This window comes from Streptomyces sp. R44 (genome assembly GCF_041053105.1).
Lineage (GTDB): Bacteria > Actinomycetota > Actinomycetes > Streptomycetales > Streptomycetaceae > Streptomyces.
Genome location: NZ_CP163444.1, coordinates 7,448,377 through 7,473,945 on the forward strand (window position 1 = coordinate 7,448,377; position 25,569 = coordinate 7,473,945).

At 70.2% G+C, this 25,569-nt stretch carries 21 protein-coding genes and 2 pseudogenes; 18 read left to right on the top strand and 5 right to left on the bottom strand.

The window, feature by feature from the left end; translation table 11 throughout:
- The first annotated feature begins 122 nt into the window (after positions 1 to 122).
- The 8 genes from AB5J54_RS34635 (at position 123) to AB5J54_RS34670 (ending at position 10,192) form a co-directional block, all read left to right on the top strand.
- Positions 123 to 1,988 carry an NAD-binding protein gene (locus tag AB5J54_RS34635; protein ID WP_369147879.1) on the top strand — a complete coding sequence of 622 codons (1,866 nt, stop codon included), beginning with the start codon at positions 123 to 125 and terminating at the stop codon, positions 1,986 to 1,988.
- A gap of 90 nt (positions 1,989 to 2,078) precedes the next feature.
- Positions 2,079 to 2,234: a hypothetical protein gene (locus AB5J54_RS34640; RefSeq protein WP_369144311.1), complete on the top strand. Its 156-nt coding sequence runs from the start codon at positions 2,079 to 2,081 to the stop codon at positions 2,232 to 2,234.
- Positions 2,231 to 2,320 carry a K(+)-transporting ATPase subunit F gene (kdpF, locus tag AB5J54_RS34645; RefSeq protein WP_369147880.1) on the top strand — a complete coding sequence of 30 codons (90 nt, stop codon included), beginning with the start codon at positions 2,231 to 2,233 and terminating at the stop codon, positions 2,318 to 2,320. The genes AB5J54_RS34640 and kdpF overlap by 4 nt, the downstream gene beginning before the upstream one ends.
- Before the next feature lie 8 nt (positions 2,321 to 2,328).
- Positions 2,329 to 3,993, top strand: coding sequence for a potassium-transporting ATPase subunit KdpA (gene kdpA, locus AB5J54_RS34650; RefSeq protein WP_369147881.1), 1,665 nt, complete (start codon positions 2,329 to 2,331; stop codon positions 3,991 to 3,993).
- Positions 3,990 to 6,128 carry a potassium-transporting ATPase subunit KdpB gene (gene kdpB, locus AB5J54_RS34655; protein ID WP_369147882.1) on the top strand — a complete coding sequence of 713 codons (2,139 nt, stop codon included), beginning with the start codon at positions 3,990 to 3,992 and terminating at the stop codon, positions 6,126 to 6,128. The genes kdpA and kdpB overlap by 4 nt, the downstream gene beginning before the upstream one ends.
- 6 nt (positions 6,129 to 6,134) lie before the next feature.
- Positions 6,135 to 6,800, top strand: a complete 666-nt coding sequence (locus AB5J54_RS34660) for a potassium-transporting ATPase subunit C (protein ID WP_369147883.1) — start codon at positions 6,135 to 6,137, stop codon at positions 6,798 to 6,800.
- A 133-nt stretch (positions 6,801 to 6,933) separates the two neighbouring features.
- Positions 6,934 to 7,626: a response regulator gene (locus AB5J54_RS34665; RefSeq protein WP_369147884.1), complete on the top strand. Its 693-nt coding sequence runs from the start codon at positions 6,934 to 6,936 to the stop codon at positions 7,624 to 7,626.
- 22 nt (positions 7,627 to 7,648) lie between these two features.
- Positions 7,649 to 10,192: an ATP-binding protein gene (locus tag AB5J54_RS34670; protein WP_369147885.1), complete on the top strand. Its 2,544-nt coding sequence runs from the start codon at positions 7,649 to 7,651 to the stop codon at positions 10,190 to 10,192.
- 43 nt (positions 10,193 to 10,235) lie between these two features.
- Here the strand turns inward: AB5J54_RS34670 and AB5J54_RS34675 are convergent.
- Positions 10,236 to 10,898 (bottom strand): annotated as a pseudogene (locus AB5J54_RS34675) (DUF4097 family beta strand repeat-containing protein); the annotation flags it as partial.
- Positions 10,899 to 11,249: 351 nt separating this feature from the next.
- Between AB5J54_RS34675 and AB5J54_RS34680 the strand changes: the two are divergent.
- The 4 genes from AB5J54_RS34680 to AB5J54_RS34695 all read left to right on the top strand — a co-directional run bounded on the left by AB5J54_RS34680 (position 11,250) and on the right by AB5J54_RS34695 (position 13,454).
- On the top strand, positions 11,250 to 11,396 hold the full coding sequence (locus AB5J54_RS34680) for a hypothetical protein (protein ID WP_369147886.1): 147 nt from the start codon (positions 11,250 to 11,252) through the stop codon (positions 11,394 to 11,396).
- Positions 11,393 to 12,133, top strand: coding sequence for a helix-turn-helix domain-containing protein (locus AB5J54_RS34685; RefSeq protein ID WP_369147887.1), 741 nt, complete (start codon positions 11,393 to 11,395; stop codon positions 12,131 to 12,133). The genes AB5J54_RS34680 and AB5J54_RS34685 overlap by 4 nt, the downstream gene beginning before the upstream one ends.
- Before the next feature lie 44 nt (positions 12,134 to 12,177).
- Complete coding sequence (locus tag AB5J54_RS34690) at positions 12,178 to 12,732, top strand: dihydrofolate reductase family protein (protein WP_369147888.1); 555 nt, start codon at positions 12,178 to 12,180, stop codon at positions 12,730 to 12,732.
- Positions 12,733 to 12,944: 212 nt separating this feature from the next.
- On the top strand, positions 12,945 to 13,454 hold the full coding sequence (locus tag AB5J54_RS34695) for a universal stress protein (protein WP_369147889.1): 510 nt from the start codon (positions 12,945 to 12,947) through the stop codon (positions 13,452 to 13,454).
- A gap of 37 nt (positions 13,455 to 13,491) precedes the next feature.
- Here AB5J54_RS34695 and AB5J54_RS34700 read toward each other — a convergent pair whose 3' ends face one another.
- Positions 13,492 to 14,055 carry a hypothetical protein gene (locus tag AB5J54_RS34700; RefSeq protein ID WP_369147890.1) on the bottom strand — a complete coding sequence of 188 codons (564 nt, stop codon included), beginning with the start codon at positions 14,053 to 14,055 and terminating at the stop codon, positions 13,492 to 13,494.
- 200 nt (positions 14,056 to 14,255) lie between these two features.
- Here AB5J54_RS34700 and corA point away from each other — a divergent pair, with 200 nt between their 5' ends.
- The gene (gene corA / locus AB5J54_RS34705; protein ID WP_369149555.1) at positions 14,256 to 15,338 is read left to right on the top strand and encodes a magnesium/cobalt transporter CorA; all 1,083 of its coding nucleotides are present in this window, start codon (positions 14,256 to 14,258) and stop codon (positions 15,336 to 15,338) included.
- 100 nt (positions 15,339 to 15,438) lie between these two features.
- Here the strand turns inward: corA and AB5J54_RS34710 are convergent, their stop codons facing one another.
- The 3 genes from AB5J54_RS34710 to AB5J54_RS34720 form a co-directional block, all read right to left on the bottom strand.
- Positions 15,439 to 17,691: an NACHT domain-containing NTPase gene (locus AB5J54_RS34710; protein ID WP_369147891.1), complete on the bottom strand. Its 2,253-nt coding sequence runs from the start codon at positions 17,689 to 17,691 to the stop codon at positions 15,439 to 15,441.
- Positions 17,692 to 18,038: 347 nt separating this feature from the next.
- Positions 18,039 to 18,554: a hypothetical protein gene (locus tag AB5J54_RS34715; protein WP_369147892.1), complete on the bottom strand. Its 516-nt coding sequence runs from the start codon at positions 18,552 to 18,554 to the stop codon at positions 18,039 to 18,041.
- Between the two features lie 80 nt (positions 18,555 to 18,634).
- A complete protein-coding gene (locus AB5J54_RS34720) occupies positions 18,635 to 19,633 on the bottom strand; it encodes a GNAT family N-acetyltransferase (protein WP_369147893.1) in 999 nt (332 codons plus the stop codon).
- 110 nt (positions 19,634 to 19,743) lie between these two features.
- On the opposite strand from AB5J54_RS34720, the gene AB5J54_RS34725 reads away from it, so the two are divergent.
- The 5 genes and pseudogenes from AB5J54_RS34725 (at position 19,744) to AB5J54_RS34745 (ending at position 25,539) form a co-directional block, all read left to right on the top strand.
- Positions 19,744 to 20,337, top strand: a complete 594-nt coding sequence (locus AB5J54_RS34725; RefSeq protein WP_369147894.1) for a TetR/AcrR family transcriptional regulator — start codon at positions 19,744 to 19,746, stop codon at positions 20,335 to 20,337.
- Positions 20,334 to 21,170, top strand: a complete 837-nt coding sequence (locus AB5J54_RS34730; RefSeq protein ID WP_369147896.1) for an alpha/beta fold hydrolase — start codon at positions 20,334 to 20,336, stop codon at positions 21,168 to 21,170. The genes AB5J54_RS34725 and AB5J54_RS34730 overlap by 4 nt, the downstream gene beginning before the upstream one ends.
- A 387-nt stretch (positions 21,171 to 21,557) precedes the next feature.
- On the top strand, positions 21,558 to 22,136 hold the full coding sequence (locus AB5J54_RS34735; protein ID WP_369147897.1) for a hypothetical protein: 579 nt from the start codon (positions 21,558 to 21,560) through the stop codon (positions 22,134 to 22,136).
- A gap of 10 nt (positions 22,137 to 22,146) precedes the next feature.
- Positions 22,147 to 22,395 (top strand): annotated as a pseudogene (locus AB5J54_RS34740) (hypothetical protein); the annotation flags it as partial.
- 246 nt (positions 22,396 to 22,641) lie between these two features.
- Positions 22,642 to 25,539 carry an RICIN domain-containing protein gene (locus AB5J54_RS34745; RefSeq protein ID WP_369147898.1) on the top strand — a complete coding sequence of 966 codons (2,898 nt, stop codon included), beginning with the start codon at positions 22,642 to 22,644 and terminating at the stop codon, positions 25,537 to 25,539.
- Positions 25,540 to 25,569 lie beyond the last annotated feature (30 nt).

Sequence of the window (25,569 nt, forward strand, 5' to 3'; positions counted from 1 at the left end):
GACGCGACCTTGACGCCGAACTCTCGTACGAAGGAGGACGCGGCGGGCTTCGTTCGGCAGGGTTGCCGGATGTGACGTCAACGCTCCATCTCCGTATGCCACTTGGGCAGCGCTCTCAGCACATGGTGATCTGTGGGGACGACAGTCTTGCTCACCGCCTCGCCGTCGAACTCGACGCCGTCTGCGGCGAGGCGGTCACCGTAGTCCTCCCCTCACGGCGTGACCAGCACGGCGCCGACATCGCCGCGCTGCACCGCGATCCGCGCTCCCCGATCGAACTGATCGTGGCCCCCGCCCCCGACGAGCGGACGCTCCGAGCCGCCGGCGTCGAGCGCGCCGCCGCGCTCGCCCTCACCTACGCCGACGACCAGGTGAACATGACGGCCGCCCTGCTCGCCCGTGGCCTCAACCCGTCCATACGCCTGGTCATCCGCATGTATCACCGTGAGCGGGGGCGCCATCTGGAACGGCTCCTGGACCGGGCGGCGGGTGTGCAGGGGGAGTCGGACGCCTCGACGACCGTCCTCTCCGACAGTGACACGGCCGTTCCCGAGCTGGTGGCCGCGGCCGCAGTCGGCGAGGGTCACACCCTCCAGGTCGAGGGGAAGGTGTTCCGCGGTGTGGTGCGCGCGGCGGGCACCTCACCGCACACCGCCGACCTTGCCACCCTCGCCATCCTGTCCGGGGCGCACGAGGACGACCCGGCGAGCGAGGACAGCGCCGAGACCACCGGCCTCGGGGGCACCCAGCTGCTGCCCGACACCAGGACCGCGGACCGTCGTCAGTTCACCCACGGCCGCCTCATGCTCGAAGAGGTCACCCACCACCACGCGCCGCGTGTCCCGGACGACGGGAGCGGCGGCGGCACCTGGCTGCGTGCACGGTTCACGCACCTCCCGTGGAAGGTGTTCCTCGCAAGGGAGGTCCTCGCCGTCTTCGGCGTGCTCGCCGCGATCGTCGTCGTCCTCTCCGTCGCCACCTGGCTGGCGGAGGACGGCCCGCTGTGGCGAGCCGTCTATCTGCCGCTCCTGGACATCTTCACCATGGGTGATCCCGCCACCGGTGACGACGAGTCCCCCGCACGGCGGATTCTCCAGCTCATCGCCGGCTTCGTCGGGCTCGCCATCCTGCCGCTGGTGGTCGCCGCGACCATGAACGCCACCGAAGCCTTCCGCACCGGCTCGGCGAACCAGCCGCCCGCCCCGGAGATGGGCGACCACATCGTCCTCGTCGGCCTGGGGAAGATCGGCACCCGCGTCCTGGCCCGCCTGCGCACCACAGACCACAAGGTCGTCGTCATCGAGCGCGACCCGGCGGCGCGCGGCGTCGACTATGCCCGTGAGCTGGGCGTTCCCGTGCTCCTTGAGGACGCAACCGCGCCCGGGGTCCTCGAACAGGCCAGGATCCGGCACAGCAAGTCCCTCCTGGTCGTCACGCACGGTGACGGGGAGAACCTGGACATCGCGATGGCGGCGCGGGAGATCAACCCGGCGATCCGGGTGGTCATGCGCCTGTACGACGACGATTTCGCGGCCACCGCGTCAGCGACCATGCGTGCCTCGTACCCCGGCGCGCTCACCCGTAGCCGCAGCGTCTCCGCCCTTGCTGCGCCAGCCTTCGCCGCCGCGATGATGGGGCGACACGTCCTGGGCGTGATGCCGGTCGAGCGAGGCTCGCTGCTCTTCACGGTCGTCGACGTGGCCGGTCACCCGGAGCTGGAGGGGCGCTCGGTCCACGATGCCTTTCGGGTGAACGAGTGGCGGGTCCTCGCCGTGGGGACGGGGCCCGTGCATCCGGTGGCGGCCGGGGACACCCTGGCGGGGTTTCGTTACGAGCGACCTACCGGCTTCGACTGGCGTCCGGTGCACGGCCGGGTGCTGCGTGCGGGTGACCGCGTCGTCCTGGCGACCAGCCGGCAGGGCTTGGACGTCCTCATGTCCGGGGTCCAGCCGCACCCGGAGCGCCGACGCGAAGGGGCGGGGGAGTGACCTGGTTCCACGTCGGGAGCCAGGGAGCCGTAGGGGACGCGTCAAGACCGTGCTGCGGGGCGTAAGAGGGACGTTAACGAGGGCCGATCCGTGGCCGAAACGCGATTTCCTCATCTGGTCCGAGAATCCGTTCTTCCTTCTTCCTGCATCCGGGAGCTCACGATGGCCGACGTGGCCTTCGTCGTCACCACGATCGCGGTCTTCGCGCTGGTGGCCTTCATCGCCAAGGGGGTGGCCAAGCTGTGACTGCCGAGAACATCGTCGGTCTGATCGTGGCCGCCGCCCTGCTGGTCTATCTCGTCCTCGCCCTCGTCAAGCCGGAGAGGTTCTGAGTACGGATATGAGTCCTGTTCTTGCTGGAGTCCTCCAGCTTCTGGCGCTGATCGTCGCTCTGGGCCTGTCGTACCGACCCCTTGGCGACTACATGGCGAAGGTCTACTCCTCGGAGAAGCACTACAGGCCCGAGAAGTGGATCTACAAGGCGATCGGCGCCAACCCGAACGTCGAGATGCGCTGGCCCGCCTACCTGCGCGGGGTGCTCGCCTTCTCCGCCGTGAGCGTCCTCTTCCTCTACCTGCTGCAGCGGGTGCAGGGCTCCCTGCCCGGCTCGCTCGGCTTCGTGTCGATCGACCCGGACCAGGCGTTCAACACGGCCGCGTCCTTCGTGGCGAACACCAACTGGCAGTCGTACTACGGCGAGCAGGCCATGGGCCACGTCGTACAGACCGGCGGCCTTGCGGTGCAGAACTTCGTCTCGGCGGCCGTGGGCATCGCGGTCGCGGTCGCCCTGGTACGCGGCTTCGCCCGCTCCCGTACGGGTGAGCTGGGCAACTTCTGGGCCGACCTGGTCCGGGGTACCGTCCGCATCCTCTTGCCGATCTCCGTGATCGGCTCCCTGGTGCTGGTCGCGTGCGGTGCGATCCAGAACTTCTCCGGGATCCACGAGGTCGGCCAGTTCACGGGCGGTACGCAGCAGTGGAACGGTGGGGCGGTGGCCTCGCAGGAGGTCATCAAGGAGCTGGGCACGAACGGCGGCGGTTACTTCAACGCCAACTCGGCCCACCCCTTCGAGAACCCCAACGGCCTCTCCAACCTCTTCGAGATCTACCTGATCCTCGTCATCCCGTTCGCGCTCACCCGCACCTTCGGCCGCATGGTCGGTTCGATCAAGCAGGGGTACGCGATCCTCGCCACGATGGCCACCATCTGGCTGGGCTTCACCGCCCTGATGATGTGGACCGAGTTCTCCCACCACGGCCCGGCCTTCGACATCGCCGGCGGGGCGATGGAGGGCAAGGAGACCCGGTTCGGGATCGGCGGCTCGTCCATCTTCGCGGTGGCGACGACGCTGACGTCGACGGGTGCGGTGAACTCCTTCCACTCCTCGTACACGGGCTTCGGCGGCGGGATCACGATGCTGGGCATGCAGCTCGGCGAGATCGCGCCCGGCGGTGTCGGCTCAGGCCTCTACGGCATGCTGATCATGGCGATCATCGCGGTGTTCATCGCCGGTCTGATGGTCGGCCGTACCCCGGAGTACCTGGGCAAGAAGATCGGCACGCGGGAGATCAAGTTCGCCGCGCTCTACATCCTCATCACCCCTGCCCTGGTCCTGTGCTTCACGGCGGCCTCGTTCGTCCTGGACACCCCCTCGCACTCGATGACCAACTCCGGCGCGCACGGCTTCTCCGAGATCCTGTACGCCTTCACCTCCGGCGCGAACAACAACGGCTCGGCGTTCGCCGGCCTGAACGCGGACACGCAGTGGTTCAACACCACGATCGGTATCGCGATGCTCCTGGGCCGGTTCCTGCCGATGGTGTTCGTGCTCGCGCTCGCGGGTTCGCTGGCCGAGCAGACACCGGTGCCGGAGACGGCGGGCACCCTGCGGACCGAGAAGCCGCTGTTCACCGGCCTCCTGGTCGGCACCATCATGATCATCACCGGTCTCACCTACTTCCCGGCCCTCGCCCTGGGACCGCTCGCCGAAGGGCTCGCGGCATGACCAACGACGTGAAGAAGCACGAGGACGACATGTCCACCACGACGACTGCCCCCAAGGCGCCCCACGGCGACCTGTCCGGGGGGCACCACGCCCCCGGTCGGGTCGGCGGTGGTCTGTTCGACCCGAAGCAGCTGGTCAAGTCCTTCCCGGACGCGGTCAAGAAGCTCGACCCGCGGGTGATGGTCAAGTCGCCGGTCATGTTCGTGGTGCTCGTCGGCTCGGTCGTCACGACTTTGCTGGCGTTCAAGAACCCGGGGGACTGGTTCGGCTGGGCGATCACCGCCTGGCTGTGGCTGACCACGATCTTCGCCAACCTGGCGGAGGCGGTCGCCGAGGGCCGGGGCAAGGCCCAGGCCGACACCCTGCGCAAGGCCAAGACGGACACCGTCGCCCGCCGGATCACCGGCACGAACGAGGAGCGCGTCCCCGGCACCGAGCTGAAGATCGGCGACCTGGTGGTCTGCGAGGCCGGCGACATCATCCCCGGCGACGGTGACGTCGTCGACGGCGTCGCGTCCGTCGACGAGTCGGCGATCACCGGCGAGTCCGCCCCCGTGATCCGCGAGTCCGGCGGCGACCGGTGCGCGGTCACCGGCGGTACGAAGGTGCTGTCCGACCGGGTGGTCATCAAGATCACGACGAAGCCGGGCGAGACGTTCATCGACCGGATGATCAACCTGGTCGAGGGCGCGGCCCGGCAGAAGACGCCGAACGAGATCGCGCTCAACATCCTCCTCGCGTCCCTCACCATCGTCTTCCTGCTCGCCGTGGTCACGCTGAAGCCGTTCGCGATCTACGCGGGCGCCGACAAGCAGACCTCGATGATCGTGCTGACGGCCCTGCTGGTCTGTCTGATCCCGACCACCATCGGTGCGCTGCTGTCGGCGATCGGCATCGCCGGCATGGACCGGCTGGTCCAGCGCAACGTCCTCGCCATGTCCGGCCGCGCGGTCGAGGCCGCCGGCGACGTGAGCACCCTGCTCCTGGACAAGACGGGCACCATCACGCTCGGCAACCGCCAGGCCTCCGAGTTCGTCCCGGTCAACGGCACCACCGAGGCCGAGCTGGCGGACGCCGCCCAGCTTTCCTCGCTCGCCGACGAGACCCCGGAAGGGCGCTCGGTCGTGGTCCTCGCGAAGGAGAAGTACGGCCTTCGGGAACGCCACCAGGGCGAACTGGCGCACGCCACCTGGATCGAGTTCACCGCCCAGACCCGCATGTCGGGCGTGGACGTGGACGGCAAGCAGACCCGCAAGGGTGCGGCCGGTTCGGTCGTCAACTGGGTCCGCGAGCAGGGCGGTGAGGTCGCCGAAGACGCCGACGCCCTGGCCAACCGGATCTCCGAGGCCGGCGGCACGCCGCTGCTCGTCGCGGTCAAGGACGACAAGGGCGCGCGCGTCCTCGGTGTCATCCACCTGAAGGACGTGGTGAAGGAGGGCATGCGGGAGCGGTTCGACGAGCTGCGCCGCATGGGCATCAAGACGGTCATGATCACGGGTGACAACCCGCTGACCGCGAAGGCGATCGCCGAGGAGGCGGGTGTCGACGACTTCCTCGCCGAGGCCACGCCCGAGGACAAGATGGCCCTCATCAAGCGCGAGCAGGCCGGCGGGAAGCTGGTCGCGATGACCGGCGACGGCACGAACGACGCGCCCGCGCTCGCGCAGGCCGACGTCGGTGTCGCGATGAACACGGGCACGTCGGCCGCGAAGGAGGCCGGCAACATGGTCGACCTCGACTCCAACCCGACCAAGCTCATCGAGATCGTCGAGATCGGCAAGCAACTCCTCATCACCCGAGGTGCGTTGACGACCTTCTCGATCGCCAACGACGTGGCGAAGTACTTCGCGATCATCCCGGCGATGTTCGCCGTCGCCTACCCGTCGCTCGACAAGCTCAACATCATGGGCCTGGCCTCGCCGGAGTCCGCGATCCTCTCCGCCGTCATCTTCAACGCGCTGATCATCGTGGCCCTGGTCCCGCTCGCTCTCAAGGGCGTGCGCTACCGGCCCTCCAGCGCCGACTCGATGCTCCGCCGCAACCTCGGCATCTACGGACTCGGCGGCCTCATCGCCCCGTTCATCGGCATCAAGATCATCGACCTCCTCATCTCCCTCATCCCCGGAATCGGCTGACCCGCGATGAACAACTCCGTAGGAAACACAGGACGCGTGCTCTGGGCCGGACTCCGCGCCCTCCTCGTCCTCACCGTGATCACTGGCGTCCTCTACCCGCTCGCCGTCACCGGCATCGCCCAAGTGGCCTTCCCCGGCAAGGCGAACGGCTCCGAGGTGAAGGTGGACGGGAAGATCGTCGGCTCCGAACTGATCGGCCAGACCTACAACCTTCCGCTGAAGGACGGCGAGGAGACGCCGGCCCCGGACCTGAAGTGGTTCCAGCCGCGTCCGTCCAACGGGCTCGGCGCCAACAGCGCCAACACCCAGTACAAGCTGATCCTCTCCGGCGCCACCAACCGCTCCGGCGACAACGAGGACCTGATCAAGTGGGTCACCGACGCCAAGGCGGCCGTCGTCAGGGACAACTCGGTCAAGGGCTACGCGGTCAAGCCGTCCGACGTCCCCGCCGACGCCGTCACCTCCTCCGGCTCCGGCCTGGACCCGCACATCTCCCCGGCCTACGCCGAGCTCCAGGTCCACCGGGTCGCCGAGAACAACCACCTCTCCGTCGCCCAGGTCGAAAAGCTCGTCGCCGACCACACTGACGACCGCATCCTCGGCTTCATCGGCGAACCCCGCGTCAACGTCCTCCAGCTCAACATCGCACTCCGGGAATTGACCCAGGGCTGATGGCCTTATCGAAGCGGCACGGGAGTCGGCGGATCCGGGAATGCCCCGGGTCCGCCGGCTCCCGCGGCACGACGCACAACACGAGCTACCCGAACCACAGGAACTGCACGTACAAGAGGAAGGCAGCACGCCGATGACGCGGGTGCTGGTGGTCGAGGACGACGCACAGCTCGCACGAGCTCTGGTGATCAACCTGCAGGCGCGCCAATACGTGGTGGATGCGGCGCCGGACGGTGCCACGGCGCTCTCCCTCGCCGCCGCCGAACCGCCGGACGTGCTGATCGTCGACCTGGGGCTCCCTGACATGGACGGCGTCGACGTCATCCAGGCCTTGCGGCGCTGGAGCCGTTCCCCCGTACTGGTCCTCTCGGCTCGCAGCGGCTCCGAGGACAAGATCCGCGCTCTCGACGCCGGCGCCGACGACTACATGACCAAGCCGTTCAGCATGGACGAGCTCCTGGCCCGGCTTCGGGCCGCCACCCGGCGTACGGCCGAAGCGTCCGCGGTCTCCCCGGCCACGGATGGCGGTCGGGTCATCACCGACGATTTCACGGTCGACCTGGTGGCGAAGAAGGTGAAGCGGATGGGCCGGGACGTACGGCTCACCCCCACCGAGTGGCACCTGCTGGAGATACTGATCTGCAACCCGGGGCGGCTCATCAGCCAGCGCCGGCTGCTCCAGGAGGTGTGGGGCCCGAGCTACAGCACCAAGACGAACTATCTGCGGGTCTACATGGCCCAGCTGCGGCGCAAACTGGAAGTGGACCCGTCGCATCCCCGCTATCTGATCACCGAACCCGGTATGGGTTACCGGTTCGAACCGTAGAGCCGTAGGAGAGACGCAGAACATGGGACGCGGAAAGCTGCGTATCTACCTGGGCGCCGCGCCGGGCGTCGGCAAGACGTACTCGATGCTCTCCGAGGGGCACCGGCGCGTCGAACGCGGCACGGACTGCGTCGTGGCCTTCGTCGAGCACCACAACAGGCCCCGGACCGAGGTCATGCTGCACGGTCTGGAGATGATTCCGCGCCGGACGATCGAGTACCGGGGGACGTCCTTCACGGAGATGGACGTGGACGCCGTCCTGGCCCGGCGGCCGGCCGTCGCGCTCGTCGACGAGCTGCCGCACACGAACGTTCCCGGCTCGCGGAACGCCAAGCGCTGGCAGGACGTCGAGGAGCTGCTCGCGGCAGGCATCGACGTCGTGTCGACGGTCAACATCCAGCACCTGGAGTCACTCGGGGACGTCGTCGAGGCCATCACGGGCATCCGGCAGAAGGAGACCGTCCCCGACGAAGTAGTCCGGCGCGCCGACCAGATCGAACTCGTCGACATGTCGCCCCAGGCGCTGCGCCGCCGCATGGCGCACGGCAACATCTACAAGCCGGACAAGGTCGACGCCGCCCTCTCCAACTACTTCCGCCCCGGCAACCTCACCGCGCTGCGCGAACTGGCCCTGCTGTGGACGGCAGACCGGGTCGACGAGTACCTCCAGGAGTACCGCACCGAACACCGGGTCTCGAAGATCTGGGGGTCGCGGGAGCGGATCGTGGTGGGTCTGACCGGCGGGCCCGAGGGACGGACCCTGATAAGGCGGGCTGTACGGCTGGCCGAGAAGGGCGCCGGAGGAGAGGTCCTCGCCGTCTACATCTCGCGTAGCGACGGCCTGACCTCGGCCTCCCCGAAGGAGCTGGCGGTCCAGCGCACCCTCGTGGAGGACCTGGGCGGCACCTTCCACCACGTCGTCGGCGACGACATCCCGGCCGCGCTGCTCGAATTCGCCCGAGGCGTCAACGCGACCCAGATCGTGCTGGGCGTGAGCCGGCGCCGTTCCTGGCACTACCTGTTCGGGCCCGGTGTCAGTGCGACGGTCGCCCGTGAGTCCGGGCCCGACCTCGACGTCCACATCGTCACCCATGACGAGGCGGCGAAGGGTGGGGGGCTGCCCGTCGCTCGCGGGGCCCGGCTCGGTCGGTCCCGGACGATCTGGGGTTGGGGCGTGGGCCTCGGTGGACCGGCCCTCCTCACCTTGATCCTCAGTTCGACCGTGCCCGACGTGGGTCTGGCCAACGACGTCCTGCTCTACCTCACGCTCACCGTCGCGGCGGCGCTCCTGGGCGGGCTCAGGCCGGCCCTGGCGTCCGCCGCCTTCGGATCCCTGCTCCTGAACTGGTTCTTCACCCCGCCGATCCACGAACTGACGATCGCGGACCCGCGCAACATCGTCGCCCTGGCCATCTTCGTGGGCGTGGCGATCTCAGTGGCGTCGGTCGTGGACCTGGCCGCCCGGCGCACCCACCAGGCCGCCCGGCTGCGGGCCGAATCCGAGACGCTGTCCTTCCTCGCCGGGAGCGTGCTGCGCGGCGAGACGACCGTCGAAGCGCTCCTCGAACGGGTCAGGGAGACCTTCGCCATGGAATCGGTCGCCCTCCTGGAACGCCCCGACGAGACGGACCCGTGGTCCTGCGTCGCCTCCGTCGGCCACCGTCCGGCCGACCGCCCGGACGACGCGGATGTCGACATGCCGGTCGGTGACCACCTCGCGCTCGCGCTCACCGGCCGTGTGCTGCCTGCCGAGGACCGGCGGGTGCTCGGTGCCTTCGCCGCTCAGGCCGCGGTCGTCCTCGACCGGCAGCGGTTGGTGGGCGAGGCGGAGGAGGCCCGCAAGCTGGCGGAGGGCAACAAGATCCGCACGTCGCTCCTCGCGGCCGTCAGCCATGACCTCCGTACCCCCTTGGCCGGCATCAAGGCGTCGGTCTCCTCCCTCCGTTCCGCCGACGTCGAATGGTCCGAAGAGGACCGGGCCGAGCTCCTCGAGGGCATCGAGGACGGCGCCGATCGCCTCGACCACCTCGTCGGCAACCTCCTCGACATGTCCCGCCTGGACACGGGCACCGTCACCGCCGTCATCCGGGAGACCGATCTCGACGAGGTGGTGCCGATCGCCCTGCTCGGAGTCCCCGAGGGCAGCGTCGAGCTCGACATCCCAGAGACGCTGCCGATGGTGGCCGTCGACCGAGGTCTCCTGGAGCGGGCCGTCGCCAACATTGTCGAGAACGCGGTCAAGTACAGCCCGCACGGGCAGATCGTGCTCGTCTCGGCGAGCGCCCTGGCCGACCGCGTGGAACTCCGGGTCGTGGACCGTGGCCCGGGTGTCCCGGACGAAGCCAAGGACCGCATCTTCGGCCCCTTCCAGCGCTACGGCGACGCTCCGCGCGGCGAGGGGGTCGGTCTCGGCCTGGCGGTGGCGCGGGGCTTCGTGGAGGCGATGGGCGGAACTCTGACGGCGGAGGACACGCCCGGCGGTGGGCTGACCATGACGGTCACCCTGCGGATGGCCGAAGGAGCCGCTGCCTCCGTCCCGGACCTGGCGGCCGAGGCGACCACCTGAGACCGAGAAGGCCGTCGGGGGATGAGGGGGGTTCGGGGGGGCAGAGGCTGCGGGCGGCGATGTCGCCGTAGGCGGTGGTGGCATGGATGTTGAGGCCGGAGGTGCCGTCGTTCTTCAGGGCGTTGCTGACGCGGCCGTAGGCGGTGCCGGCGTCCAGGGAGGCGGAGACACCGGCCGCGGCGGTGACGGAGATGTCGCCCTTCTGGGTGGTCAGCGTGACGGTGCCGCTCACGGCCTCGGCGACGCGGATGTCGCCGCGGGCGGTGGTGATGTCGGCGGAGCCGGTGATCCGGCCGACCTCGACGTCGCCGTCGGTCGCGGTGAGGCGGAGGTTGGCGGCCTCGTCGATCTTGACCTGGTGGTAGGCGCCCTCGAAGGCGATGTCGCCGAGCCGGCCGACCGCGCGGAGTTCGGCGGCCGCGGCCTGGGCCTCGACGCGGGAGCCGGCGGGCAGCTGGACCGTCACCTCGATGGAGCCGGTGCCGCCCAGGACGTTGTTCTTCGACTTCGGGACCTCGATGCGCAGGACGCCGTCGGTGTAGGTGACTTCGGTCCGCTCGGCCGTCTTCACGTCGCGGCTCTTGGAGGCGTCGGCGGGCAGGACCTCGACGGTGGTGTCGGTCCGGTCGGCGGCGATGAGGTTGATGCGGCCGGCGGGGACGGCGAGGACGGTGACGATCGCGGCGGCGGTGTCGAACTTCTGCATGGTGCTTCTCCTTCGTGTGGAGCGGGCGCTTGTTCGCCGCGCTCTTTCCGATAAAGGAAAAGCTACGTTGCGTTCGACATCCCGGCAAGCACTTCGTTGCGAGAAAACCCCATCACTGCAGGCCAGTTACTGGATTTCATTGCAATGGTTCTGAATCTAACGCAACAATCCACCCTCATTGCGTTGCAATGGACTGTGAGTGAACGCTCTGGCGAGAGTGTCGCGGACGGCCTCGTCGGTGCGGGTACCGGTCTGGGAGTGCGGCGACCACGCACACGGTGCGACGCGCAGGGACGACACGCGTGGAACACCTTCCGGTTCCTCAGGCGTACGACGCTCACGACGGACATCGTGCACGTCAACAGCGAGTTCGCGGACCAGGCCGACGATCACGACCCCCAGGTCGTCCGACTCGTCCCCTGGCCCCGCGAAGCGCCGCTCGCCGCCCTGCCACGTCCGGACGGCGTGGCAGACTGGCGGCTCACGCGGCGGCGGTGAGCGGGGAGTTGATCCGGTTGGGGCTGGAGATCGAGAGCCGGTCGTCGGAGCTGCCGTACATCGAGCGGGTCTGGCGCAGCCGAAGCGACGACGTCGGGCGGATGACGTCGATCGCGACGTCGCACTGGGAGCTCGTCTTCTGGGAGCACGACGGCCGGGTCCAGGCCGCGGTACTGGGCCCGGAGCCCAAGGCCGGTCCGGCACCCGTCCCGAAGGACGCCACCTTCTTCGGCATCAGCTTCGCCCTCGGTACGTCGATGCCGCATGTTCCGATCAGCCGGCTGGTGGGCGGCAGCGCGGAGATCCCCGACGTGACGCGGCGGTCCGTGTGGCTGAAGGGCTCGGCGTGGCACGTGCCCGATTACGACAACGCGGAGGCGTTCGTGCGGCGCCTGGTGCGCGAGGGCATCGTGGATCGCGATCCGATCGTTCCCGCCGTGCTCGACGGGGCCGCTCCCGACGTCTCCGAACGCACCCTCCAGAGACGATTCGTCGCCGCGACGGGCCTCACCCGGGGCGCCGTGCGGCAGATCCACCGTGCCCGCCGGGCGGCGGTGCTGATCCAGGAGGGCGTTCCGGCACAGGACGTCGTACACAGCCTCGGGTACTTCGACCAGCCGCACCTGGCGCGGTCCCTGACCCGGTACATCGGCCGCACCGCCACTCGGCTGAGCGCGCCGGACACGACGGAGCCGCTGTCGCTTCTGTACAAGCCCTCGGCCTCGGAGCCCGCATAGCCTTCCTGACGTAGCGACAACCCCGCACACGTCACGGAGGAATCATGCGCAAGGTCGTTTCCGGTCTGTTCGTCTCGCTCGACGGTGTCGCCCAGGCGCCGAACGAGTGGCAGTTCGCCTTCGACGAGGAGATGGGCGCCGCGCTGGAGGAGACGCTGGAGACGGCCGACACGATCCTGCTGGGCCGGGTGACGTTCACCGAGTGGGCCGGGTACTGGCCGACGGTGACCAGCGGGGAGGACGTCGGCTTCGCCAAGTGGATCAACGACTCGCCCAAGTACGTCTTCTCCTCCACGCTGGACAGCGTCGACGACTGGGCGAACAGCACGCTCGTCAGCGGCGACCTGGCGGCCACGGTCGAGGGGCTCAAGGCGGGCGAGGGCAAGAACATCACCGTCGCGGGCAGCCCGACGCTGGTGCGCTCGCTGCTGGAGCTGGACCTCCTGGACGAACTGATCCTGCTGATCCACCCGGTGGTGGCCGGCGAAGGGCGCAAGAAGCTGTTCGCCGACGACGCCGCCCTGAAGAAGCTGGAACTGGTGAGCGCCCACCCGACCAGCAGTGGAGTGATCATCGCGACCTACCGTCCGAAGCGCTGACGCATCCTCCGGTGGCGCGGGCGTCGTCGCCGGCGGCACGGTCGCGTATGAACCGTGTCAGGGCGACGTACGGCGACGTCAGAATCGCGTCAGTGGAACCGCCCCGGCCTCTCTCCCCCCGGTAGTCATGGGGTGCCGTGCCGAACGCGCCATCGTGGAAGGCACGGCAGGAGCCGCGGGGAGCCCCGCGCCACGCAGCGAAGGAGGAGGCAGTGCCGAAGATAGTGGTCGGAGTGAGCGGGAGCCTCGGCTGTCTGACGGTTCTGCACCGGGCCGCTGCCGAGGCCCGACTGCGCCGGGCGGAGCTGTGGGCCGTCCTGGCCTGGGAGACGCCCGGCGGAGAACTCGGCGGCCGCTGTTCCGCACACGTCTCGGCCGTGGCCCAGTGCCGCGCGACCGCCGGCGAGCGGCTGCGCGAGGCGCTCGACACCGCGTTCGGGCCCGGGCGACCGGAGGTCACGGTCCAGGGCGTCACGGTCTGGGGCAGCCCGGGCGCGGCGCTCGTCGATGTCGCACAGGACCCCGACGACCTCCTGGTGGTGGGCACCGGATCCCGCGGGCGCCTGCGCCGTCTGGTCCACCGCTCCGTCTCCCGCTACTGCCAGACCCACGCGGTCTGCCCCGTACTGGCCGTGCCACCGTCCCCGCTCCTCGCGACGTACGACACGACCCACCGCCGCAACCTCTGGCACATGCGGCTCGACCCGCGCGAGGTCGGCTGAGCGTCGTTGCCAACGGTGACGCCCTCCCGTGGCAACCTCACTTCGCAGAGAGGAACGGGCCCTTCCGGGGTGCCACGCATTTCTCGACGAGGGTCTTGTGGCCTTCCACCGAGCCGTTGAGGCAGAGCCGGCCGCCCTTGTCGCGCAGGTCGAGGGCGAACGTCGTGGCCGTGCCCGACTGCCGGAGTCCGTGGATGCGTGCGTCGATGTAGCCGAGGCCGTTCAGGATCTTCCTGACCTTGTCCGGGCTGGGGTCCGCCAGCTCCCAGACCGCCTGGGTGATGCGCTCCTCGTGCAGGGCGCTCGCGCACCAGTCGCGAGCGTTCAGCTCCACCTCCGGTCCCGCCGTGGGAGCGGGCGCGAACGCGTCGCCCGGGGGCTTCTCCACGGGGCCGGGCTCAGGGCACGACCGCGCCACCTTGTCGAGCATCGCGGTGAACGCCCTGTCGGCCGAGGCACCGGCGGAGGAGTCGTCCCGTACGCGTACGGCCTCCTGCGGCTGGGCTCCGCAGCCGACAAGTGCCAGGACGGCCAGGGCGGTTGCCGAGATGATGTGCCGCGAGCGGGCGAACGAACCGGTCCGAGCTGGGATTTCGATCATGCGCCAAGTCTGTGGCGGTGCCCCGGGCGCCACATGAGTACGCGTACTCAATCGCAGCCGTGCGTGCACACGGGGCGGCGTCAAGAAGTACGCGACCGTCGACGCGGCACGCGCCCCGGACACGCGCGGGACGGCCTGTCGTCCCTGACCAGGCTGCTGGCAGACTGGCGGGCGATCTGCCGAAGGAGCCTCTCGTGTCGATGATCCACCGCCTGCGCAGCGCCGTCCGCCGGACGTACCGGCGTGCCGTCGACCTCAGTCACCCGGCGCGTTCGCCGCTCGGCAGCGCGGTGGTCAACTGTGTGGTCTACCGCGACGGCGTGCGGCAGGACGAGGTCCGGTCGGTCGAGGAGGCCGTGCGGCGCGTGCGGAAGTCGGGTGACGGGTTCGTGTGGATCGGTCTCCACGAACCGGAGGAGAAGGAGTTCGCCGGGCTGGCCGAGCTGTTCGGGCTGCACCCGCTCGCGGTGGAGGATGCCGTCCATGCCCACCAGCGCCCGAAACTGGAGCAGTACGACGACGTGCTGTTCGCCGTCTTCAAGACGGTGCGGTACGTGGAGCACGACGAGCTCACCGCCACCAGCGAGGTGGTGGACACCGGGGAGCTGATGGCCTTCACCGGACCCGACTTCGTCATCACCATCCGTCACGGGGGACACGGTTCGCTCGGTCCGCTCCGTGAGGCCCTTGAGTCGGAGCCCGAGCAGCTCGCGAAGGGGCCCTCCGCGGTGCTGCACGCGGTCGCGGACCACGTCGTCGACGACTACCTCGCCGTCACGGAGGCCGTGCAGGACGACCTGGACGCGATCGAGACCGCGGTCTTCTCCGAGCAGGGGCACCGGGGAGACGTCGGCCGGATCTACCAGCTCAAGCGCGAACTCCTCGAACTCAAGCGGGCGGTGACACCACTGGGCCGTCCTCTCCAGCGCCTGGCGGCCGAACCGATGCCGATGGTCGCGGCCGAGATACGCGCGTACTTCCGTGACGTGGCCGACCACCTGGCGCGGGTCACCGAACAGGTCGCCTCGTTCGACACGCTCCTGGACTCGATCCTCCAGGCACACCTCGCGCAGGTGACCGTCGCCCAGAACGAGGACATGCGCAAGATCACCGCCTGGGCCGCGATCATCGCCGTCCCGACGATGGTGTGCGGGGTCTACGGCATGAACTTCGACAACATGCCGGAACTGCGCTGGACCTATGGCTATCCGCTGGTCCTCGGCGTCATGGCCGTCGCCTGCTTCGTCATCCACCGGGGCTTCCGCCGCAACGGCTGGCTCTGACCCGCCGACGCGCCGCACGTCCGCCGACGCGCCGCACGTCCGCGGCGCCCGGCGGGACCCGCCACGCGACAGCTCGTGGACCCGCTCGGTCGGCCGCCGTTCAGCCGGTCGGGCCGCGCCTGCGGAGCTTCGTGAGCGCCTTGGTGGCGTGCCTGCGGGTGCTCCCGCCCTGGGCCATGCGGGTGAGCAGCGCGAGGGCCTCCCCGTGGTGCCCGTCCACATCGGCCAGGAACTCGGCCGCCTCCACGCGCGCGAGGCTGTCCCAGGCGTCCGGGTCACCGGCGATCCTGGCCAGCGCTCGCGCGCCCTCCTCGCGGTGCCGGGACAGCTGGGCGAGCGCACGGGCCGCCAGCATGGGTCCGTAGATCTCGTACTCGGGGTCGTACGAGGTCATGGCCGCAAGCGGCTCGGCCACCCGTTCGTCGTCGAGCCGCGCCAGGCCGAAGGCGGCCCTGGCGCGGGGGCGGGTGTCCAGGGCGGTGTTGTTGGTCATCTGCAGGAGGAACTCGATACCCCGCTCATCGCCCCAGCCGGCCAGGACGGTGGCGATGTCCATGTGCGCGTACACATCCGGATCGCCGGGTCGGGGGGCGCTGCCCAGATGTGAGGCGAGCACGACGATGGCCTCGTCCCGGTACTCGGCCAGCACGCCGAGCGCCTTCCAGGTCTTGAGACGGTCGACGAACGGTCTGCCGTCCCCCATGTGGAGAAGGAGCTTCGCGGCCCGGGACCGGTACTCCCCGACACGCGCCAGCTGCGCGGCCGCCCGTACGCGGTTCGCGAACGTCAGGGCGGTGTCGTCGGCGAGCCCGGCGAGCAGCTCGGCGCCCTCCTCCCGGTGCCCCTCGACCAGGACCAAACACAGCGCGGCCAGGATCCGCTCGCCGGCCAGCTTCTGGTCACGCGCAAAGGCGCCGAACTGCCGGGCCAGCAGGTCAGCGGGAAGGCCGGTCCGCATCTTCAACTGGTCGGTCAGCAGCCGCAGGCCGGCAAGGGGGGCGTGCGCGGCAAGCTCGTCCAGGGCCCGCACGGTGTCGGCCGCGACGCGGTCCCCGGGAGCGAGGAGCCCGTTGAGGAGGAAGCCCAGGTAGGACGGGTCGAGGGCGAGCAACTGCACGGGAGACACGGGAGACACGGGAACGGGGGACGGTGCCGCGTCGTCCGCAGCGGAGATTGGCCGGCGGGGAAACAGCCGTGTGTGCAGCTCGGCGCGGGCCCGTACGTCACGGGTGGCGTGCCGGGCGGCGTGGTACTCGAGCAGCGTCTGGTGGAGGAAGTGGAAGTCTCCCGCCCGCTCGGCCAGGAGTCCGGTGGGCCGCAGGAGATCGCCCAGGAAGGCGTTCCAGAGCGCCGGCCTGACCTTGTCCGGGCGCCGGACGTGCAGGTGGGAAGCGAGGATCGCCACGATCGGGGCGGTGTTCCCGTTCATCCTCTCGTACGCCACGTGGTCGATGAGGTCCGGCAGTTCGTCCCGCACCGCACGCGCGGCCTGCTCGGCCGCCCGCTGGTCGCGGGGGATCTGGTGCCGGTCCGCGAGGACGCGGATCGCCTCGGCGTGAGTGGCCGCGATGCTCTTGTGCGTGTTCTGCTCGTACAGCAGCTCGACGAAGGCCCCGTAGGCACCGGTGCGGCCCTCGGGCAGGGGCCGGTTCGGGTCGGCCGCGTACAGCGGACACAGCATGGAGGCCATCAGCGGGGTGCGGGCCAGCTCCTGCAGGCCCGATGCTCGCAGTCCCGTGGTGAAGACCTGGAGATGCCTGTCGCGGTTCGGCAGGTCGCGGAAACACCGTCGGGCGTACGTACCCAGGTCGGCCGGAGTGAAGGGCTGGAGTTCGAAGCGGCCGACACCCGGCCCCAGCCGGGCGAGCTCGTCGTCGGGCAGCGGACGGGTCGCGACGACGAACCGGTAGACCGTCGGCTCCTGGCTGCCCTCCCGGGCGAGCCGCTCAAGCAGGGCGACGCGGGTGGCGCGGTCGGGAACCTCGTCCAGGCCGTCGACCATGACCAGCCAGGGTGTCCCGGGGGACGGCGGCCGGGTGAAGAAGTCCGCGGTCGGCGCCTCGCGGAGTCCGTACGGGCCGAGTTCCTCGATGACAGCGGCTTCGAGGGCACAGGACAGGAGGGGTTCGGCGGCGAGCGCGGTTGCGCGGATCAGGACCGGGACGGCCGAGCGCGACCGGTCGTGGGCCCGGCCGGCGAGTCGGCGGACGGCCCAGTTCGACAGGTGTTGGCGCAGGAGTACGGACTTGCCGCCGCCCGCGGTGGCCAGGAGGGTCCGTATGCGGTCGGTCCCGGTGAAGACGGCTTCGGCGGGCATCCGCCGGCTGTCCGCGCTCGGTACGTCGGCGGTCATGTCGCCCGGCACCCGCGTGTCGGGTCGCTGGTCCTCGGCCTCCTGGTCCTCGGCTCCCTGCTCCCCGGGTACCTGGTTCTCGACGAGCTGGCGGACGTAGACCTCGGAGAGCGGGAAGGGGCCTGGCCCCTCGGCAAGACCGGGGTAGGGGTGGCGGCCGGCCGTGAGCGCGGCGGCACGCAGGTAGGACGCCAGCAGCGCATCGTGCCCGGGGGCGAGGTCGCCGCGTCCCGGAGCCAGGACGTAGTAGTTGACCTGGTCGGTGTGTCCGACCGCGAGGCCGCCCCCGGAGGCGGTGATCGCGGTCCGGGCGGTGTCGGGCGGGGCTGGGGTGGCGCCGGGCGCGCTCAGTACTGGGGCGGGCCCGGCAACGGAGGGTTTGCCAGGGTGACGTCCCCCATGCGCAGCGCGGCCACTGAACCATGGTCGGCCCGGATCGCGACATCCCCGCCGACGGCGAGCCCGTCACCGGTCGCCGACACCGCAGCGGCAGGGGAGGGCGCATGCGCGTCGAGCAGGGCGCGCAGGGCCTCGGCGGCCGGTCCCCGCTCGTGGTCGGCGAGCCCGGCGAGGGCCGTCTCGAACCGCGCCTGCCACGCGTCCCGTACGGCACGCCGCACGGCCTCCGCCACGGCGTCGTCGGCGCTGGTCAGCGCATGGGCGCTCCGGTCCAGCTCGGTGCCCACGCTCTCCTCGTCCTCACGACCGAAGTCCTCACGACCGAAGTCCTCACGACCGAAGTCCTCACGACCGAACCACCCGACCACCGCCTGCCGGAGCCCCGGCCAGGCACTCGTTCCCGCAGCCCGCACCACCGCCGTACCTCCCACCGCGGCCGGTGCAGTCGACTCCTCCGCCACCATCTGCCGTCCCCTCGCTCGCCCCTCGTCGGACGCCTGACGACCGTAGCGCCCGACCGGCCCCCGCACAGGCCCTTCCGCCATCAGGTGATCGTTCGCCCGCCGAGCGGCTTGCGGTAGCGGACGTACTCGTTCTGCCGCCGGAACCCCACACTCTCGTACAGGCCGTAGGACCGGTACGGATTCGCCGTGCCCGTGAACAGCCGGGCGGTCGTCGCACCCTGCTCGCAAAGGCTCCGCAGCCCCTCAAGGAGCAGGACCCGGCCGATGCCGAGGCGTCGATGGTCCGTCCGGACGCTCAGCTCTTCCACCTCGCCCACGGTGTGGTGGTGACGGCGGAGGGAGCAGAGGGCGACGCCGACCATGTCCTGCCCGTTCCAGGCAGCCCTCCAGCACGCCGGGTCGGCGCTGTCGACGAAGTCCTGGAAGGGCCATCGCTGAGTGAAACCGGTGTCCGCGTACGAATCGACGACCGTCCTCCAAGCCGCACGGTAGTGCTCCGTCCCGATCGGCCCCGTCTGTATCCCGGCCGGCAGCTCGGTGCCGGGCTCGGGCAACTGCTGCAGATCGCCCAGAGCCATCTCGACCAGGCTGAAGACCCGTCGGTAGCCGGCTGCGAGCAGCAGCGCCGTGGCGTCCTGCTCGGAGGCCGCGGCGTTCGCACCGATCACCGCTGTCCGCGCCGTTCCGTGCTGTTCGACGAGCTCGCGGATCCGCTCCTCGGCCCAGCGCAGCATGGCTGAGCCGATGCCCTGGCCGCGATGCCCGGGCAGGAGGTGGCCGCGGTGCAGGTACAGCCACGTGCCGTCCCGCTCCTGCCACCACCGGATCGTCGAGTAGCCGACGACGCTCCCGTCGAGCACCACCAGGATCTGGTCCTCGGACGGTTCCTCCAACTCGGCAGAAGCTTCGGCGATCTCGGCGGCCGTCGGGAGCCCTTCCACCACCGAACGGACGTCGACCCGGTCCCGTTCGACACACCCCACCCGCACCGCGGCCATGGCGCCGTGGTCTTCCTCGCCGCGATACGGCCGGAGCCCGAAGCCGACCGGAAGGTTGCGTCCTGCCGTGCCCTCCCACATGACCGGATCATCTCGAACTTGGAGGGAGGCAGGTAGGCCACCCTGATGTCTCTCCTTGCGATCCTAGGGGCTCTAGGTTAAAACTAGGACCCCTAGGATCGGGGGAGTGGATGGCGCGGGCAGGGCTGACGGCGGAGCGGGTGACGATCGCGGGTGCCGAGCTGGCCGACGAGGTCGGACTCGACCGGGTGACCATGTCGCAGGTGGCGCGGCGACTCGGCGTGAAGGACGCGAGCCTCTACACGCACGTCCGCAGCCTGGAGGATCTCCGCGGACGCATCGCGCTGTTGGCGGCGGACGAGAAGACCCTGCGCATCGCGGAGGCGACCTCCGGGCGGGCGGGCAAGGACGCGCTGGTCGCGTTCGCCGACGCCTGGCGTGAGTACGCCCACGAGCATCCCGGTCGCTACACGGCGACGCAGACCCCGATCCGGATCGACCCCGACCTGGCGGCGAAGGCGGCCGGCCCGCGGCGCGCGGTCGAGCTGACGTACGGCATGCTCCGCGGCTATGGACTGGCGGAGCCCGATCTGACCGACGCGGTCCGGTTGCTGCGCAGCACGTTCCACGGGTTCGTGGCCTTGGAGACCGCGGGCGGCTTCGCGCACGAGCGCACGCCGCAGCAGTCCTGGGTCCGTGCTCTCGACGCGCTCCACACCCTCCTGGAGCACTGGCCCCCCTCCCGAGAAGGAGACTCCGCATGACCGACCCGACCACCGGCACCCTGCGCGTGAACGGTGCGAACCTGCACTACGAAGTGCGCGGCCGGGGCCCGCTCCTGCTGCTGATCCCCGGAGGGACCGGCGGCGCGGCCTCCTTCGACGGCATCGCCGACGACCTGGCCGCCGAGTACACCGTCGCGACCTACGACCCGCGCGGCATGTCGAGAAGCACGCTGGACGACCCCGAAGCCGAGCAGCGCGTGGCCGAACACGCCGACGACGCCTTGCGCATACTGGACCTGCTGTCGCCCGACGCGCCCGCCCGAGTGTTCGGGTCCAGCTCGGGCGCGATCGTCGCCCTGCACCTGCTCACCGCCCATCCCCGACGCGTCGAACGCCTCGTGGCGCACGAGCCTCCGGTCGTGGAGGTCCTGCCGGACGCCCCCGAACACCGCGCGCTCATCGCACGCGTACAGGCGACGTTCCACCGAGAGGGGCTCATGCCGGCGATGGCCGTGTTCGCCGCGGGTCTCAAGAAGGACGGCGACACCTCCCAGCCGAAGGCCGAGATCACGCTGCCGCCGCAGGCAGCGGCGCGGATCGAGCGGACGATGGCCGACCTGCCCTATTTCCTCGGGCGCATCGTGCCGGCCTTCATGTCCTATGCCCCCGACGTCCACCGGCTGGAGGCACTGTCGGACCGGCTCGTGCTCGCCTGCGGCCAGGACTCGCGCGGCGAGCTGCCCTACCGGCCGGCCGCCTTCCTGGCCGAGCGCCTCGGAACGGAACTCCAGCACTTCCCCGGCGGGCACACCGGCCTGACCACGCACCCCGCCGAGTTCGGCGAACGCCTCCGGAAGGCATTCCGGGCCTGACCCTGGAGCAGACCCATGGGGTGATGCGGCTGCTCGTCGGCACCGGCGTCACGTTCGTCCAAGGCGCGCGTCCAGCGCCCGCGACGAATCGTTCTGGAGAATCGCGTGTCCCGCACCACACCCCGCGTCCCTACGACGTCGAGGCGTTGTTCCCCGCCCTCGCCGGCCACCGGCGTACGGCGACGAGACTGCACCCCCGCCCCGGCGAGCCGGAGGCGCACGACAGCTCCGTCGCCGGGCCGATGCTCTGGCCGGCCGACGAACCCTGGCCGGTGTGCACCGCCGTCCACGCCAAGGCGACCGGGCACCCTGTGGGCACGCGACATCCCCGACCTCTCCGGACCCGAGGGCCATGACCTCCTCCAGGTCTTCTGGTGCCCCTTCGAAGTGCACGGCACCGGCCAGACCGTCGACGTCGTCCTGAAGTGGCGCCGCAGCGAAGACATCGGAGCCGTCCTCCAGGAGCAGCCCGAACCGCTGGTGGTCGGCTCACCCGAGTGCGTGCCCCAGCCCTGCGAACTCCACCCCGAGCAGATCACCGAGCACGCATACCTCGGCCTGCTCCCCGAGGACCTCCAGGAGGCCATCGCGACGTGGGAGGAAGAGCTCCTCGACGAGGAGGAGGAAGAGGCGGAGGCGGACTTCCCCACCGAGTACTCCAGCGATCTGTCCCTCGCACCCGGCTGGAAGGCCGGCGGATTCGCCACCTGGCACCTCAGCGACCCCCACCCTGTCGACTGCACCGTCTGCGGCACCCCCATGCCACCGCTCCTGACCGCGTACTACGTCGAATGGGACCCCGCCTCGGAGAGCTGGGCCCCACGGGAAGACCTTCGCCCCGACCTGTTCCGGCACGTGATCACCCCCACCGGGGTGTACCTGGGGCGCGGGTATCTGCGCATCCACACCTGCCCTGCAGACCCCTGCCACTCCCACCGACTCAGCGCCCCGGGGCGCCCGTTGTGATCGAGTACGAATGCGGCACGGATCCGAGCGTGATCAACCGGGGGCCTTCGAGCCCGCTGGTAGGCCCTGGTACGTGGCCGCGGGCTGGGCACTGGACCTGTTCCGCGGCAGTCAGACGCGCGCTCATGGGGACATCGAGATCGCGATTCCGGCCGCGAGCTTTCCCGAGCTTCGCCACCGCTTCCCCGGATACGTCTTCGACGCGGCAGGCAGTGGCCGGATCTGGGAGGACGCCACACCGGAGGCGCTGGCCGCCGTGCAGTGACGCGCGAGTTCTTGTGAGGTGTCTTGACAGCCCCGTGCGGCGCTCCGAGACTCGTCTCCGACGCACTCGTGTTTACGTGAACATGAAGGGGTGGCATCTCAACGACGCATGGATGTCACCTCGGTTCGGCCGATCCGCAGCCGCCGGTGAGTTCCGTCGCCCGCGTGGCCCGAGTGTGCACTCTTCCGCAGCACCCCTGGCGGATGCCGTCCCGCTCACCCCCCGCCGAAAGAGCCCCTCATGCCCCCTCATGACTCCTTCAATCGCAGAGGCTTCCTCACGGCAGCCGCACTGACCGCGGGTGCGGTCGTCCTCCCCGGAGGCGTCCTGTCCACGCGAGCCTCCGCAGCCGTCCCGCCCCAGGTCACCCTCCCCGAGCGGGGCATCTACGACACCGCGCCCGCGGCGGCGTGGACCGACGGATTCGTGACCGGCAACGGCGAGTACGGCGCGGTGCTGCACGGCACGCCGAAGCTGGAGAAGATCGTCCTCAACCACCACCGCTTCGTCCTCCCGAACGGCACACGTGACGTGGCGCCGCCCGCGCTCGCCGGCCGCCTTGACGCGGTACGGGATCAGGCCCTGGCCGGCGACTACTGGGGTGCCGCCGCCACCTTCTCCTCAGGGTGGTCCCTGCGCTGGACACAGTCCTTCCACCCCGGGTACGAGCTGCACCTGAGCACCCCGGGCGCGACCACGTCCGACAACTACGCCCGGATCACGGACTTCCGTACCGGCGAGGTCACGCACACCTGGACCGACAGTGCCGGTACCTGGAAGCGCCGCGCCTTCGTGTCGCGCACCGACAAGGTCGTCGTCCACGAGCTGCTCCCCGCCGGCGGCCGTACGGTCGACACCACGGTCAAGGTGAACCCCGCGCTCGAAGGGGTCCCGGCGAACGTCGCCTTCACCACGATCGCCACGGTCGTCGGCCGGGACGGGTACCTCAACCTGCGCGGCACGTATCCGGCGGGAGAAGGCGCGTACGGCTACGAGGGCGTCACCCGGGTCGTGGTCAGCGGCACCAGGGCGTCGGTGTCGGTCAGCGGAGACACGCTGGTCGTCGCCCGAGCGGCCAAGGTGGTGCTCCTCACCAAGCTGGCCCGGTACGAGAACGCCGGCGAGTGGAACGCCAAGCCGCTGCACGCCGCCCTGGCCACGCTGTCCGCCGACTACGCGACCCTGCTCGACCGGCACGCTCCCGTGCACAAGGCCATGTTCGACGGGTCCAGCCTGGACCTCGGCGTCTCCTCCGCCGACCGACGGCTGTCCACGACAGAACTGACCTCGCGGCAGAACGCCGACCGGTCGACCGTCGACCTGGCGCTGCTGGAGCGGATGTACGACTCCGGAAGGTACCTCTTCGTCAGCTCCAGCGGGGTGTTGCCCCCGCGGCTGACCGGTATCTGGTCCGGCAGCTGGAACGGCGCCTGGGCCGACGACTTCACCACCGACGCCAACGTCAACTTCCAGGTCGCCGGCGGCAACATCCTGAGCCACGGCGACGCCATGCAGGGGTACTTCGACCTGGTCCTGGGGCAGCTCGACGACTGGCGCAGGAACGCCGCCAACCTCTACGGCACACGGGGGTTCCTCGCGCCGTCCCGCACCGACGGCGAACACGGCCACATGCTCCACTTCAACGACACCGACTTCCCCGGCCAGTGCTGGACCGGCGGCGCGGACTGGCTGCTGTACCCGCTGCTCGAGTACTACGAGGTGACCGGCGACACCGCGTTCCTGCGGGACAAGCTGGGCCCGGCTCTGATGGAACTCGCCCTGTTCTACGAGGACTTCCTCACCAGGACCGACTCGCGCGGCAAGGCGGTCTTCGTGCCGTCCCTCTCGATGGAGAACTCCCCGTCCAACACGGGCCAGATGCTCTCCGTCAACGCCACCGGCGACATCATGGCCGGCCGCCACGCGCTCCGGGCCGCCATCGACGCGGCCGACGCACTCGGTGTGGAGCAGGGCGCCGGGCAGTGCGTCGCGCGCTGGACCGCTCTCCTCGACAAGCTGCCCGAGTACACGGTCAACGGCGACGGCGCCCTGGCCGAGTGGTCCTGGCCCGGACTGAACGACCGCTACAACCACCGCCACACCCAGCACCTGTACGGCGCCTGGCCCCTCCACGAGATCAACCCCGAGGACACTCCCGACCTGGTGAGCTCGGCGCGCAAGGCGCTCAGAGTGCGCGGCGACGAGAACTACTCGGCCCACGGCAGCCTCCATCGAGCACTCGCCTGGAGCCGGTTGAAGGACGGGGCGGGCGTCTACGACAACATCAGGAAGATCCTCGGCCGCAACATGGTCTGGCGCTCCCTTGCGACCTCGCACAATCCCGACCTGCACATCTACAACACCGACGCGGCCAACGCACTGCCGGCGGTCATCGCCGAGGCCCTGGTCCACACCCGGCCGGGCTTCCTGGAGATCCTGCCGGCGCTGCCCGAAGAGCTCGCCCGGGGCGCGATCCGCGGCGTACGAGGCCGCAACCGCGTCCTCGTCGAGAGCCTCACCTGGGACACCGCGGCCCGCACCGCCACCGTCACACTCGTGTCGGACATCACCCAGCAGGTCACCTTCGTCTGCCGACGCGGCATCACCTCGCTGTCCACCACCGCGACCGTGGCCTCCTCCCCGCTCGGGGACCACGCCAGAAAGCTGTCCCTGACCGCGGGCACCCGTACGGTGGTCACCGTCGGCATGCTCACCGGGACCTTCCGCGTCGTGAACCGGGCCAGCGGCAAGGTGCTCGACGTGTCCGGCCGGTCGACCGCCGACGGAGCCGCGGTCATCCAGTGGCCCTGGTCGGGCGACACCAACCAGCAGTGGAGGCTGCTGCCGGACCACGACGGTTCCTTCCGCCTGTCCAACGTCAACAGCGGCAAGGTCCTCGACAACCCCGGTGCGTCCACGACCCACGGCCAGGCCCTGGACCAGTGGACCGACACCGACAGCCCCAACCAGTGGTGGAAGCTCACGCCCACCGGGACCAGCGGCATCTACCACCTGGTCAACGGATCCAGCGGGCTGCGCGCGGACGTGGAGAACGGCTCCACCGGCGACGGCGCGAGGATCGTCCAGATGCCTTCCGACGGCTCGGTCCACCAGGAGTGGGCGATCGTCGGCGTCTGACGGCCCGCGCCCCACGCCACACTTCGCCCG

Coding starts and splice junctions, on each gene's coding strand:
- AB5J54_RS34720 (WP_369147893.1), bottom strand. CDS start 19,633: ATGTGGGAGGGCACGGCAGGACGCAACCTTCCGGTCGGCTTCGGGCTC.
- AB5J54_RS34670 (WP_369147885.1), top strand. CDS start 7,649: ATGGGACGCGGAAAGCTGCGTATCTACCTGGGCGCCGCGCCGGGCGTC.
- AB5J54_RS34635 (WP_369147879.1), top strand. CDS start 123: ATGGTGATCTGTGGGGACGACAGTCTTGCTCACCGCCTCGCCGTCGAA.
- AB5J54_RS34690 (WP_369147888.1), top strand. CDS start 12,178: ATGCGCAAGGTCGTTTCCGGTCTGTTCGTCTCGCTCGACGGTGTCGCC.
- AB5J54_RS34730 (WP_369147896.1), top strand. CDS start 20,334: ATGACCGACCCGACCACCGGCACCCTGCGCGTGAACGGTGCGAACCTG.
- AB5J54_RS34700 (WP_369147890.1), bottom strand. CDS start 14,055: ATGATCGAAATCCCAGCTCGGACCGGTTCGTTCGCCCGCTCGCGGCAC.
- AB5J54_RS34745 (WP_369147898.1), top strand. CDS start 22,642: ATGCCCCCTCATGACTCCTTCAATCGCAGAGGCTTCCTCACGGCAGCC.
- AB5J54_RS34710 (WP_369147891.1), bottom strand. CDS start 17,691: ATGACCGCCGACGTACCGAGCGCGGACAGCCGGCGGATGCCCGCCGAA.
- AB5J54_RS34665 (WP_369147884.1), top strand. CDS start 6,934: ATGACGCGGGTGCTGGTGGTCGAGGACGACGCACAGCTCGCACGAGCT.
- kdpA (WP_369147881.1), top strand. CDS start 2,329: ATGAGTCCTGTTCTTGCTGGAGTCCTCCAGCTTCTGGCGCTGATCGTC.
- kdpB (WP_369147882.1), top strand. CDS start 3,990: ATGACCAACGACGTGAAGAAGCACGAGGACGACATGTCCACCACGACG.
- AB5J54_RS34715 (WP_369147892.1), bottom strand. CDS start 18,554: ATGGTGGCGGAGGAGTCGACTGCACCGGCCGCGGTGGGAGGTACGGCG.
- AB5J54_RS34660 (WP_369147883.1), top strand. CDS start 6,135: ATGAACAACTCCGTAGGAAACACAGGACGCGTGCTCTGGGCCGGACTC.
- AB5J54_RS34725 (WP_369147894.1), top strand. CDS start 19,744: ATGGCGCGGGCAGGGCTGACGGCGGAGCGGGTGACGATCGCGGGTGCC.
- corA (WP_369149555.1), top strand. CDS start 14,256: ATGATCCACCGCCTGCGCAGCGCCGTCCGCCGGACGTACCGGCGTGCC.